The following is a 12,806-nucleotide window of genomic DNA, read 5'->3' on the forward strand; positions in this document are numbered from 1 at the left end:
TATAAGAGTTCTAGAACTAGTTTCATGATCGAAAGATCAATCGGTTATTCAAAGTCAGAGATATAAGGACCTAATCCAGAGTTTTGGAATGAGCTTTATCGTAAATTTAAATATACAGGAATAAACTTCAGTAACGAAGTAACTTTATTTTAAGATAAAAAGATAGGGATAGTAAATATTATTTTTAATAAGGAATTGATATCTTGAAATAAAAACTTGGATATTTGGTTAGCATAGTACAAAATAAATACAACTTGATGATTATAAATGAGAAGTTAATATATTAAAAATTTCATAACTGAATTTTGGTATACGATCTAATTTAAACTAGATGTGGTCCAGAAGTAAAACTGAGCATTGAATTATTATAATTAACAAGTGAAGATGAAATAGTTATCTTAGTAAAAATATGGATATTGGGTAAAAATGAATAGAAACAAACAAAAATTAATAGCCATACTTCTTGTAGCTATCTTAATAGCATTTATACCCCTTGTATCAGCAGCTCCTGTAGGAACATCCGAATCCAAAGTAGTAGAAGCCGCAAAAAGCTGGATCGGAGTTAAATCAGTGCATGGCGGCAACAGCCGATCGGGCATTGATTGCTCTCACTTGGTATCTCAAGTATACAAGCAAGCTGGAGCCAAAGACATAGTTTTCCAAACTGTACCTAACATGAAAAAAAATCCCTATTATGTTACTACAACTTCTCCCACGCCTGGAGATCTAATTTTCTGGAAAAAAGATGTTGTTAAAAATGACAGAACTTACTGGCTTCTCAGCCATGTTGGAATATATATTGGGAACGGACAGTTTATAGACACAACTTTTGATACAAAAAAAGTTGCTATACAAAGTATTAGTGGTGTGTATCAAGAGGGAATGCCTTACTATGCAAGATGGAGCCCTGATGGAAGCAATAGTAACACTGGAAACGATGAAACTCCTAACAATAACGATTTAAAAGCACCAGTTGCTGCATTCTCTGCATCGCCAACCTCCGGAAAAGCCCCGTTAACTATTTCCCTTACTGATAAGAGTACAGATGCAACTTCCTGGTCATGGGATTTTGGAGACGGAAGTACTTCAGCAGAGAAGAACCCAACGCATATTTACTCTGCAGCAGGAAACTATAACGTTGTCCTGACAGTAAATAATGAAAAGGGCTCAAGTTCAAAGACTCAAAATATAATTGTTCAGAGTGAACCTATTCCAGAAAAAGTTCTTCCTGTAGCAAACTTTAATGCAAATACTGTAAGCGGCCCTGCTCCTCTTTCTGTGCAATTTACAGATATATCGCAAAACGGAAACGGATGGAACTGGAATTTTGGAGACGGGGCTACTTCAGCAGAGAAGAACCCAACGCATATTTACTCTGCAGCAGGAAACTATAACGTTGTCCTGACAGTAAATAATGAAAATGGATCGAGCTCGAAAACCCTAAATATAGCTGTGGAGGGAGAACCAAGTCAAGAAAAAGTTCATCCAGTAGCAAACTTTAATGCAAATACTGTCAGTGGCTCTGCTCCTCTTTCTGTGCAATTTACAGATATATCGCAAAACGCAAACGGATGGAACTGGAACTTTGGAGACGGAGCTACTTCAATCGAGCAGAACCCAGCATATACTTATTTTTCAGCAGGAAACTATAACGTTGTCCTGACAGTAAATAATGAAAATGGATCGAGCTCGAAAACCTTAAATATAGCTGTGGAGGGAGAACCAAGTCAAGAAAAAGTTCTTCCTGTAGCGGACTTTGATGCAGATATCACTAGCGGCTCTGCTCCTCTTTCTGTGCAATTTACAGATCTCTCGCAGAATGCAAAAGAATGGAGCTGGAACTTTGGAGACGGAAATACTTCAAGCGAGCCGAATCCGCAGCACATATATTCCTCAGCAGGGAACTATGATGTTAATCTGACAGTTATTAATGAGAACGAAACCGCCTCAAAAATCAATACGATAATCGTACTGGAAGAGAGTAATTCCAGCGACAGTAACAATAACACCGACACTATCAGTAGTAGTGATAGTAACAGCGGCAGTGGCGGCAGTAGAGGAGGACACAGCCACAAGAGCGGAGGTAGCAGTAGTGGCGGTGGCGGTGGTGGATCCCCTGAACCAGCAAAGAACGTCCAGGTAAAAGAGATTTTACAGAACTTTATTGCCAGTGGAAAGGATGTGAATTTTAATTTTACAAATAATGCAACCTGTGTTGAATCGATAACGTTCAGGTCAACAAAAACCGTAGGAAAGACCACTACAATAGTAGAGGAACTGAAAAACAAGTCGAGCCTGGTTTCCGAGCTTCCTGAAGGTATCGTCTACAAATCATTCAATATATGGGTTGGAAACAGTGGTTATGGCACCTCAAAGAATATTGAGAGTCCAACTGTCAATTTTAAAGTCAATACCTCATGGGTAGATGAGAATAACATAAACAAGTCCTCAATTATACTTGACTGGTACGATGATGAGAAAAAAGAATGGGTGGAACTGCCAGTAAGTCTAACAGGTGAAGATGATCAGTTCTTGCATTTCACAGCAGACGTACCTGGCTACTCTTCCTTTGCAATAACAGGTGTAAAAGATGAAAACAATACAATAACTGCAGAACCTGCTAAAGCAGCCATAAATAATACTGAAGGCAGTAATGAAGGAAGTAATGCAAACACTATTGAAAATAAGATGACTGAAGAAAGTGAAAAGACTCCTGGATTCAGTATAATCAGTGGCATTGTATGCCTCTTGTGCATGTCCATATATGGGATAAAAAGAAGATAAAATAGTGTGAATTGTAGTAAGATAGTGAGGGTTATTGATCTAATCCGGCAATAGAGTATACTCTCCTTTATTGTCAGATTGGGAATTTCCCTCCTGATTACTATTTTCTTGATTTTTATTTTTGGATTACTACTTTCTGGATTATTACACCTTCCAGGATATCATTTTTCGGTATTAAATCCAGTTTACTGAAGATATTAAGCTAAAGAAATGTTTTTTAAGAAAAGAATTGTACCAATCAGTATAATATATAAATTCGTCTATTGAATTTTGATTTTAACTGAAAATAAGGGTTTTTCTTTATTAGCTGAAAATAAGAATTTTAACGATTTTAATCTCCTCTAAATAACTAGTTATTATGCACAGGGTACAAGAGCCTGCATATACATAAAAATCTGGAGTAAAACCTGAAAAGCTTTAGAGGGAAAGACTTTGCAACTCAAAATTGAAACATCTAAACGCGTTGAGCTGGTAGATATCACTTCAGAAGTTCAGGAAGAAGTAAGGAAAAGCGAAATAGCTCAAGGCATATGCCTTATCAGCACACGTCACACTACCGCAGGCATCATAATAAACGAAAACGAAGGTGGGCTAAAGGAGGATATTTTGGATCTATTAAATAAACTGGTGCCTACCGGTGCAGGGTATAAGCACGACCGCATAGACGACAATGCAGACTCTCATCTAAGGACAGTACTGCTTGGAGCAAGCGAAGCCCTTCCCATTTTAGAAGGAAAGCTTGAGCTTGGGACCTGGCAGAGAATCTTTTTTGCCGAAATGGATGGACCTAGAAGCAGGACAGTCAATATTATGCTTTTAAGGGCTTAACACAGATAAAAATAACATAATAGCTACAGCGGATGAATAAACGTAGAACGGATAAAAACAAAGAAGAGATCAAGAAAAATAGTGAAAACTCAAAAAGAATAATAGAGAAAATTCCTTACAAATTGACTGAGAAAAGTCACTCAGGAACTTTCCGGGTTATTATTGAAATCGTCCAGACGTGTCTGCTTCCTTATGCAGTTTTCTCCTGGGATTTCCACAGGGTACTCACCTGTTAGGCAGCCAATGCACATATCGTTCTTATCGCACCCCAGAGCCCGCATAAGCCCGTCAATACTTAGGTATCCGAGAGAATCCGCATTAATGAGGCTTTCAACCTCTTTTACGGTCTTATAAGAGGCAATAAGTTCCTGCCGAGTAGCCATATCTATACCCAGATAGCAGGGAGCGATAATTGCAGGACTTCCAACTCTTGCGTGAATTTCTGATGCACCTGCCCTGCGAACCATATCTATAATCCGCCTTGAGGTTGTACCCCGGACAATGCTGTCGTCAACCAGAACAACACGTTTGCCTTTGACATTATCCTGGATGGCATTCATTTTGAGCCGGACTGCGGTTTCACGCAAATCCTGGCCAGGCAGGATAAATGTGCGCCCTATGTAACGGTTCTTCATCAGGCCTTCCAGATATTTAATACCTGATTCCCTGGCGTAGCCGATTGCGGAAGTAATCCCTGAGTCAGGAACAGGCGAAACAATATCAGCTTCGACCTGATGTTCTCTGGCGAGCTCCCTCCCAATGTTTTCCCGCACCTTATAGACCAGTTTTCCATCAATAATGGAATCTGGCCTTGCAAAGTAAATGAACTCAAAAACGCAATGTGCAGGATGAGGTTCGTTTCCTATCTGGTAGCTTTCAAAGCCCTCGCCTGTAAGGACTACTACTTCACCTGGACGCACATCCCTGATAAGAGTGCCATTAAGAGTATCCAGAGCTACACTCTCCGAGAAAACCGCGTATCCACCATCGACTTCCCCGAAACAGAGAGGTTTGAATCCAAAAGGATCACGCACAGCATATAGAATGCCATCTATGTGGATTACCAGAGAATAAGAGCCTACAAGTTTGCGCATAACATTCCGGATTGATTCTACAGGCTCGTGCCTTATTAGCTCTTTTACAAGAAGGTGGCCGATAACTTCGGTATCAGAGTCGCTGATAAAGATACGTCCTTCGCACTCCAGTTCATCCTTGAGGTCTTTGGCATTAACTAAATTTCCGTTATGGGCAATTGCAACTGCTCCTCCTTTGAAATTCAGGACAAAGGGCTGGCAGTTTTCTATTCTTGATCCTCCGGTTGTTGAGTAGCGGACATGTCCTACTCCTACATTCCCGATCAAGCGTCCCAGAGAATCTTTATTATACACATCAGGAACAAGACCCATGCCTTTGATGGAATGAGAAGATGTACCATCATATACCATTATGCCAGTGGATTCTTGTCCTCTGTGCTGGAGGGCATACAAGGCGTAATACAGCTTGAATGCGACAGTATTGGATTGTGGCCTGTCACTTGGTAAAATTATGCCTGCAACGCCACATTCTTCTTTCAATTTTGACCTCCGATGCAGGTAAAAAATAGAGAAAGTGGAACAGACAGGTTTAATACTTGCACTTTGCCTGCCACTTGTAAGCTCTTATGCGAGATGTTTTTCCAAAACCACATGAAGTACACTGTTTTGTATGCACGTTAAAAGAAACACTTCCACAGCGTCTGCATTTGGCGTGTGTGCGTTTCTGCCTTTTTCCCATTGATGCAGTACCTTTACTCATTCCTAAATCTCCTGATAAAAATTAATTTGTTAGAGCAATATTCTATAATCTGAAGCGATACTATTATTCTGAATTTACTCTCTGCGGCCAGTCACAATAAGTCCTGTTGCTCACCGAGATTTAACGATAATAGATGAAGTGCTTGATATAGATTACGGAGATACGTATACCACGTTGTCACCGCGAATAACGACACTGCTGAACTTGCTTACAACTTCTCCTTCTCTTAGCTCTTCAGCATTGTCAAGCACGAGGTTCATGTGAATATCGTATCCTTTCAGCTCGCCTCTAAACTCGCGTGCGCCTTTCAATCTAACGATTACAGGTGTGTCTAATGCGTTGTTCAAAATATCCAGAGGTCGGTTTGCCATCCTTACAGTCCCCTTAAAACATTATAAATCAAGTCATTATCTATATCAATATAAATAGTTAATCCAGATTTAAATTAATCGCCGCGCTTAAATTTGATTATTTGCATCAAAGTCGTAAATACACTATATAAAGGTATCGAAGAAATATGTCATTTATTAAGTTTTCATGTAAAAAACACCCTGATGCCATCCAGAATTATATTAAAGAATTACCTGATATAGACAAGAATTCTCATCAGGACAGGAGCAAAACTCCAGGAGAAAATAAAATCTCATGTAAACCTGTTGAGAAGATTTTTTATAAATAATACATCAAAACCTTATAAAATCTTCCCAAAGGGTACAATGATAAATAAATTAATTTCATTTCCTGAAAAAAAGTTTCCGAAATGGTAAAAACGAACGAAAAAAAGAGAGAAGCACATGATAGAAAAATCATTAACAATAAAACCCCAGATTGTTATGACTATTGCAGGTTCGGATTCAGGGGGAGGAGCCGGAATTGCTGCGGATCTGAAGACTTTTGCTGCCCTTGGAGTGCACGGAACCTGCGCTATTACATCGATTACTGCACAGAACACTACCGGAGTCCTAGAGAGCTTTGACCTCACTCCTGAGGCTATTGCTAGCCAAATTGAAGCTGTCTGCACCGATATGGAAGTAAAGTGGGCAAAAACCGGCATGCTTGCCTCATCGGAAATCGTAAGGGAAGTTGCAAAAGAAGTGAGGAAACATGGGCTTTCCATTGTGCTGGACCCTGTTATGGCTGCCGAAGCCGGAGGAAACCTGCTGCGAAAAGAAGCTATCTCTGTCCTTATTGAAGAACTGCTGCCCTTGTGCAAGGTTGCTACGCCAAATGCATTTGAGGCAGGCGACCTTGCTGGTATGGCTGTCAAAACCCCTGAGGATGCGAAAGTTGCAGCCAAGAAAATCACGGATATAGGTGTCGAAGCCGTCATTGTTACAGGAGGACATCTGGACGCTACTGATCTGCTTTATGAAGCTACTTCTGATACTTTCACCCGTATTCCGGGCACTTTTGTTAAAGGAGGAACACACGGCTCGGGCTGCACTTACTCTGCGGCAGTGACTGCCTTTTTAGCCTCAGGAGAGAGCCTGGAATCGGCTGCTAGGAAAGCAAAGAAATTCGTTGAGCAAGCGATCCTGATGAGCCAGCCTGTAGGCAGGGGAACAGGCCCTGTAAACCAGCTTGGAGCGACTCTGGACGAAAAAGAGCGCTACCTGGTCTTAAGAGAATTAAAAGAAGCAGTTTCGATTCTAGAAAACAGCTTTGATTTTTCGAAACTTATCCCCGAAGTAGGCTGTAATATAGGAATGGCTATTCCTCAAGCTGACGGATACAAAGACGTTGCGGCTGTCGAAGGCAGGATAGTTAAGCACAAGGGGAGGGCAGTTTCTGTAGGCTGTGTAGATTTCGGGGCCAGCCGACATGTAGCAAGGATTATTCTTGCGTCCCTTCGTAAGAATCCGGAAATAAGGGCAGCAATTAACGTAAAATACTCCAGGGAAGCCCTTGCAGCCTGCAGAGAGATGAAACTTGGAATTTCCTCCTTTGACAGGGCTGAAGAACCGGAAAACACCAGTACAATGGACTGGGGTACAGTCGAAGCAATCAAAAAATACGGAAGCGTGCCGAAAGTCATATATGATAAAGGGGGACCGGGAAAGGAACCAATGATACGCCTGCTGGGTGCAAGTGCGACTGAAGTGGCAAAACTTGCTGTGGAACTTGCAGAAAAGATAGATTAAAAATCCGACTAAAAATTAAAAGCTTCAGGTATCTACATGCCATTTATCCACATGACATTTTAAAGCCGATTGAAATTCTTAGAATCCTTTTCTTAGAATTGAGCTTTTCTCAGAATTAAGCTCTTTCTTGGGATCAAGCTTTTAGTTCTGGTCGTTTTTACTTTTTGCTCTGTTTCTGAATGACTTCATTTTTTTAATTTATATTTATATTTATATATATATAGCCTTCCAGTTTCTGTTTTTTGATTAGTAACACTCCTTCAAACATTCCTCTTTTCCATAAAGTACATAAGTGAGATATAAATACCTTAACTGAAAAGTAAGTAACAATTAAATACATCGAAGTACGATTTTGTGCATACAATAAAGACGGAGAAAATCTATGGAAAAGACTAAAATTATCCTTGATGAGAATGAGATGCCCAGGCAGTGGTATAATATCCTACCAGACTTATCTTCTCCTATCGAGCCTCCTCTTGATCCGAGGACCTGGGAGCCTATAAGCCCCGAGGCTCTTGAACCTATTTTCGCAAAAGGCCTTATCAAACAGGAAATGAGTAGTGAAAGGTTTATTGATATCCCTGAGGAGATACTTGAGATTTACAAGCTCTGGAGACCTAGCCCGCTTTATAGAGCACACAGGCTGGAAAAGCTTCTCAAAACTCCTGCAAAGATATACTATAAAAATGAAGGGGTAAGCCCTGCTGGAAGTCATAAGACAAACACCTCGATTGCCCAGGCTTATTATAATATGAAAGAAGGAAACGAGAGACTCACAACCGAAACAGGTGCAGGACAGTGGGGAAGTGCATTAGCTCTTGCCTGCAACTACTTTGATCTTGAGTGTAAAGTCTATATGGTCCGTTCCAGCTATTACCAGAAACCTTATCGGAAGTCCCTCATGACAATCTGGGGAGGAAATGTTGTTCCCTCGCCAAGCTCGGATACGGAATTCGGGAGAAAAATTCAGAAGGAGCAGCCTGATACACCGGGAAGCCTCGGAATCGCAATCAGTGAAGCCGTAGAGGATGCAATCGCGCATGATAGCACGAAGTATTCCCTGGGAAGCGTCCTCAACCATGTTATGCTCCATCAGACAGTAATCGGGGCCGAATGTAAGAAACAGCTTGAACAGGTTGAAACCTACCCTGATATAGTTATAGGCTGCTGTGGAGGAGGAAGCAACCTTGCAGGAATATCCCTTGAGTTCATTAAAGACAGGCTTGAAGGAAAGAATAGTCCAAGAGTAATCGCAGTCGAACCCTCGGCTTGCCCGTCCCTTACCAAAGGTGAGTACAGGTATGATTTCGGAGACACTGCGGAAATGACCCCGTTGCTTAAAATGTACACCTTGGGCCACGAACATGTGCCTCCTGCCATCCATGCAGGCGGGCTCCGCTACCATGGAGACTCCCCAATCATAAGTAAACTCTGTGCTGAAGGGCTTATTGAAGCTGTTTCATATGATCAGTGCCCGGTATTTGATGCCGCTATACAGTTCGCACGGACCGAAGGCATAGTCCCTGCTCCGGAATCCTCTCACGCTATCCGCTGTGCAATCGACGAAGCTCTCAAATGCAAACAAACCGGAGAAGAAAAAACAATTCTCTTCAACCTCAGCGGGCACGGACATTTCGACATGAGCTCCTATGACAAGTATTTTAACAAGGAACTTACCTGAAATAACCGAAAAAATTAGAACTAAAAATCAAAGTAGAATTCAAACAGGATGCTTTAAAAGCATCCTAACAATCAAGAGAATCACAAATATTCCGATACTGTCACAGAAAAGAAAACTTAATCAAAACTGCGCTTATGCATCACCCATAGCCAAAGATAATAGGAAACTACCTAGAATACTTAAAAACGCCATAATAGTCCAGAAAAGACAGTCGAAGATCTCAAGGATATTTAAGAGCATTCAAGAATGTATTATTCGGATTAAATTTCAGAATGACAGTTCCAGATTTTCTCGCATAGAGATATATAGCAAGAAAATGGTATGAAAAAATCTGTTTTTCTTAAAAACTATCTTAATTTTCAAAAATTAAGAGTATCTTTCTAGATATCAATCCTTTTTGAATTTAGCTCCGCTCTGTATGTAAATCAGCTCTTTTGGGCGTAAGCAAAGCGGAAAGGAGTGGGATCCATCCTCCTGGGCGGAAATAGGGTGAAACAGGGCCCAGGCTGAATAGCCACAACTTTGCCGAGATGGAAATCAGGTGATTTTACTCTAAATCTCTCCTGCCCAGAATATAAGAAACCATTTGAGGATCAAGCTTGCTCTCCTGTGCCACTTCCTCAGCAATTTTTTCACCAGGAATGCCTTCAGCTTTCATACTTTTTATTTTTGAGATTACGGAAGAGGGGACAGTATAGTATTCGTTGATATCTTTCCTGTGCCCCCATACATCTCCTTCCAGAAGCTGGACCTTTTGCATTTCGAGAAACATCTCTATGGCTCTTGAAACTGTCCGTCTATATGATTTTGGAAGCTGAATTACCTCCAGTTTTGGACATGTCTCAACAAGCAGAAAAATATCTTTATTTGAAGGCCTGAATGCAAAGTGAACAACCTTTTCATTTGGATTTAGTGATAGAATTTCATTTCTTGAACTAATAACTCTTATTTTCATACAGATCCCCCGACCCAAAACTCATTAAAGAATCAATAAAATAAGTTACACGACTTTATTTAAATAATTTTCTATGTATACTCATTGGTTTTGTCCCGCTAATTTGAAAATATCTCAAAAAAAGTAAGTGGGAAAAGCAGAAACAAAAACGCTGAGAAAAAAAAGAGTTTTCATATCTTAAATGTTTATAAATCAGTTATTGCAATCATACTAAATATAAAAATAATGTTATGTAACAATTTTAGAATTTTAGATCTAGAAAACAGAGAATAATCCAGGAAAAATAAAAAAATAAATCGAAGAATAAAAAACCAATGAGATTTGAGATAGGAATCAATGTATGAGAGGTAAATTGAAAAATAAAGCACAAATAGGAATCAAAGTATGAGAGGTAGATCGAAAAATAAAGCACAATTAGGAATCAAGGTATGAGAAGTAGATTGAAAAATAAAGTATAATAAAGTATAATAAAGAGCAAAGACCCTACCTTAACGAAAGTGAAGCATTGCTCTGGAAACTGCAAAAGCTCAGAGAGATTTAAGAAAAGTAAACATTAGATGGAAATTCCAATCCGGAATTCCATCTGAAAAGAAGGATTCATTCGCTATTCCTTCACAGAATACAGCCCGAAAAAAGGATCTGTCCTAGAAAAAGGATATATCCTGAAATGCATCCTAGAAAGATGGCGAATTAATAGATTAATCTACGATTCTTTTGCTCAGGATATAAAGGATCATATCCGAGTTTAATTTACTTTCTCTCGAAAGCTTTTCGGCAATAACCTCATTGGTGAAACGATCAGCTTTTAATTCCTGTATTTTCTCCAGAATGTTCTGAGAGACATTATAATACTCGTTTATATCCTTCCTGTGTCCCCATACATCCCCTTCTAGAAGATTAATCTTCTGCATCTCCAGAAACATTTCAATTGACTTGGAGACCGTCCTTCTGTAAGATTTAGGAAGCTGTATCGCTTCAATTTTCGGACATGTTTCCGCAAGCATAAATACATCCTTGTTAGACGGCCTGAAAGCAAGGTGAATAACCTTCTCGTTCGGATTGAGGGTAGGAATTTCCTCCCGTGAACTAACTACTCTGATTTTCATACGTATCCCCACTCCTTATTTAAGAATTAGATTTTCATTTATTTAAAAATCAAATTTTGTTTACGCATTTACATTTTAAATACATATCGATTAGCCGAAATATTATTTAGAGGGTTTATACCCAAACCGAGTTCTAATAGCATCAGCATGTGCATGTAGACCTTCTTCCTCGGCTAATGCGATTACAGTTTCTTTCAGAATTTCAAGCCCACTCTTGCTGATTCTCTGAATACTTGAGTATTTAATAAAATGGTTTATATTCAGACCAGAATAAACTCTGGCGTATCCGGATGTGGGAAGCACGTGATTCGTCCCGGAGGCATAATCTCCAGCAGGAACAGGTGAATAATTTCCTACAAAAATTGATCCTGCGTTTTTAATCCTGTCAAGTACAAAATCCGGATCCGATACCATAATCTCAAGATGTTCGGGAGCAAATTTATTGCTAAAGCTAATACATTGTTCCAGGGAGTCTGCAATAAGAATTGCAGCGTTTTCAAGAGAAGCCTTTACAATGCTGCTTCTCGCAGTCTGTTCAGCCTGAACCAGAACTTCTTTTTTTACAGCCTCTGCCAGCGTATCCGAGCCTGTAACGAGTATTGAGACTGAGTTTGGATCGTGCTCGGCCTGCGCTATAATATCCGAAGCGGCCATAACGACATCTGCTGATTCATCTGCAATGATTAACACCTCGCTAGGACCTGCCGGGAAATCTATCTCTGCAACGTCCCTGATCTGCATTTTGGCAGATGTAACAAAAACATTTCCAGGTCCTACGATTTTGTCCACCTTGGGAACGGTTTCAGTCCCATAGGCCATTGCCCCTATAGCCTGCACTCCACCTAGTTTGAAAACTTTATCCGCTCCTGCAACCTTTGCGGCAGCAAGCGTAAGCGGGTGTACGGAACCGTCCGGCCTTGGAGGGGTACAAACAATGACCTGCTCTACTCCTGCAACCCTGGCAGGAATTACAGTCATTAGCACGGTTGAAGGATAGGAAGCCCGCCCTCCAGGAGCATATGCACCCACACTTTCCAGAGGTGTTGCCTTTTGACCCAGCACGATTCCTGGTTTGAGTTCCATGAACCAGGTAGCTTCCGGAAGCTGAGCTTCATGGAAAGCTTGTATGTTTGCAGCTGCGGCTTTAAGGTGATCCAGGAGTTCAGGACTTATTTCGGAAAGAGCCATCTCAAACTCTTCCTCGCTCACTTCAAAATTTGCAAGTTCGACTTTATCGAATTTAGCTGTATATTCCCTGAGTGCGGCATCTCCTTTGGTACGCACATCGGAAAGCACAGCTGAAACAGTTTTCGCTACGTCCTCAAGCCCGGATCCCCGGGAGAGCAATTTCTGCATTTCAGCTTCCGAAACATCAGACAACTTTTTGAATAACATCATAACCATCTCTGAAAGAACCTGACAGAACCTGATACAGGTTGAAATCTGATATAAATTGGCGAATTAAACTCGAGATAAAATGAATTACTACAAATTAGCAATCGGCAATCTGAGAGCCG

The 12,806-nt window shown here is 40.5% G+C and carries 10 protein-coding genes; 4 read left to right on the top strand and 6 right to left on the bottom strand.

Features of this window, described 5'->3' with window-relative positions; genetic code table 11:
• Positions 1 to 426 precede the first annotated feature (426 nt).
• Together BP861_RS10235 and BP861_RS10240 are read left to right on the top strand one after the other, a co-directional pair.
• Entirely contained in the window at positions 427 to 2,784 is a 2,358-nt protein-coding gene (locus tag BP861_RS10235; protein ID WP_292375007.1) for a PKD domain-containing protein, read from the top strand.
• 432 nt (positions 2,785 to 3,216) lie between these two features.
• Entirely contained in the window at positions 3,217 to 3,612 is a 396-nt protein-coding gene (locus BP861_RS10240; RefSeq protein WP_292375010.1) for a secondary thiamine-phosphate synthase enzyme YjbQ, read from the top strand.
• 140 nt (positions 3,613 to 3,752) lie between these two features.
• Here the strand turns inward: BP861_RS10240 and purF are convergent, their stop codons facing one another.
• The 3 genes from purF to BP861_RS10255 form a co-directional block, all read right to left on the bottom strand.
• Positions 3,753 to 5,186 (bottom strand): amidophosphoribosyltransferase, encoded by a 1,434-nt coding sequence (purF, locus tag BP861_RS10245; protein WP_292375013.1) that lies wholly within the window; start codon positions 5,184 to 5,186, stop codon positions 3,753 to 3,755.
• Positions 5,187 to 5,235: 49 nt separating this feature from the next.
• Complete coding sequence (locus BP861_RS10250; RefSeq protein ID WP_080942245.1) at positions 5,236 to 5,406, bottom strand: 50S ribosomal protein L37e; 171 nt, start codon at positions 5,404 to 5,406, stop codon at positions 5,236 to 5,238.
• Positions 5,407 to 5,558: 152 nt separating this feature from the next.
• A complete protein-coding gene (locus tag BP861_RS10255) occupies positions 5,559 to 5,777 on the bottom strand; it encodes an LSm family protein (protein ID WP_011032293.1) in 219 nt (72 codons plus the stop codon).
• 423 nt (positions 5,778 to 6,200) lie between these two features.
• Between BP861_RS10255 and thiD the strand changes: the two genes are divergently transcribed.
• Positions 6,201 to 7,547, top strand: coding sequence for a bifunctional hydroxymethylpyrimidine kinase/phosphomethylpyrimidine kinase (gene thiD, locus BP861_RS10260; protein WP_292375093.1), 1,347 nt, complete (start codon positions 6,201 to 6,203; stop codon positions 7,545 to 7,547).
• Positions 7,548 to 7,929: 382 nt separating this feature from the next.
• Positions 7,930 to 9,228 carry a TrpB-like pyridoxal phosphate-dependent enzyme gene (locus BP861_RS10265; RefSeq protein ID WP_292375096.1) on the top strand — a complete coding sequence of 433 codons (1,299 nt, stop codon included), beginning with the start codon at positions 7,930 to 7,932 and terminating at the stop codon, positions 9,226 to 9,228.
• A 547-nt stretch (positions 9,229 to 9,775) separates the two neighbouring features.
• Here BP861_RS10265 and BP861_RS10270 read toward each other — a convergent pair.
• The 3 genes from BP861_RS10270 to hisD all read right to left on the bottom strand — a co-directional run bounded on the left by BP861_RS10270 (position 9,776) and on the right by hisD (position 12,693).
• A complete protein-coding gene (locus tag BP861_RS10270) occupies positions 9,776 to 10,183 on the bottom strand; it encodes a DUF1699 family protein (protein ID WP_292375099.1) in 408 nt (135 codons plus the stop codon).
• A 698-nt stretch (positions 10,184 to 10,881) separates the two neighbouring features.
• Positions 10,882 to 11,289 carry a DUF1699 family protein gene (locus BP861_RS10275; protein ID WP_292375101.1) on the bottom strand — a complete coding sequence of 136 codons (408 nt, stop codon included), beginning with the start codon at positions 11,287 to 11,289 and terminating at the stop codon, positions 10,882 to 10,884.
• 102 nt (positions 11,290 to 11,391) lie between these two features.
• Positions 11,392 to 12,693 carry a histidinol dehydrogenase gene (gene hisD, locus BP861_RS10280; protein WP_292375104.1) on the bottom strand — a complete coding sequence of 434 codons (1,302 nt, stop codon included), beginning with the start codon at positions 12,691 to 12,693 and terminating at the stop codon, positions 11,392 to 11,394.
• Positions 12,694 to 12,806 lie beyond the last annotated feature (113 nt).

Origin of the sequence: Methanosarcina sp. UBA411 (genome assembly GCF_002495725.1) — an archaeon.
Taxonomy (GTDB): Archaea; Halobacteriota; Methanosarcinia; order Methanosarcinales; family Methanosarcinaceae; genus Methanosarcina.

Coding starts and splice junctions, on each gene's coding strand:
- BP861_RS10235 (WP_292375007.1), top strand. CDS start 427: ATGAATAGAAACAAACAAAAATTAATAGCCATACTTCTTGTAGCTATC.
- BP861_RS10250 (WP_080942245.1), bottom strand. CDS start 5,406: ATGAGTAAAGGTACTGCATCAATGGGAAAAAGGCAGAAACGCACACAC.
- BP861_RS10255 (WP_011032293.1), bottom strand. CDS start 5,777: ATGGCAAACCGACCTCTGGATATTTTGAACAACGCATTAGACACACCT.
- thiD (WP_292375093.1), top strand. CDS start 6,201: ATGATAGAAAAATCATTAACAATAAAACCCCAGATTGTTATGACTATT.
- BP861_RS10265 (WP_292375096.1), top strand. CDS start 7,930: ATGGAAAAGACTAAAATTATCCTTGATGAGAATGAGATGCCCAGGCAG.
- BP861_RS10270 (WP_292375099.1), bottom strand. CDS start 10,183: ATGAAAATAAGAGTTATTAGTTCAAGAAATGAAATTCTATCACTAAAT.
- BP861_RS10275 (WP_292375101.1), bottom strand. CDS start 11,289: ATGAAAATCAGAGTAGTTAGTTCACGGGAGGAAATTCCTACCCTCAAT.
- hisD (WP_292375104.1), bottom strand. CDS start 12,693: ATGGTTATGATGTTATTCAAAAAGTTGTCTGATGTTTCGGAAGCTGAA.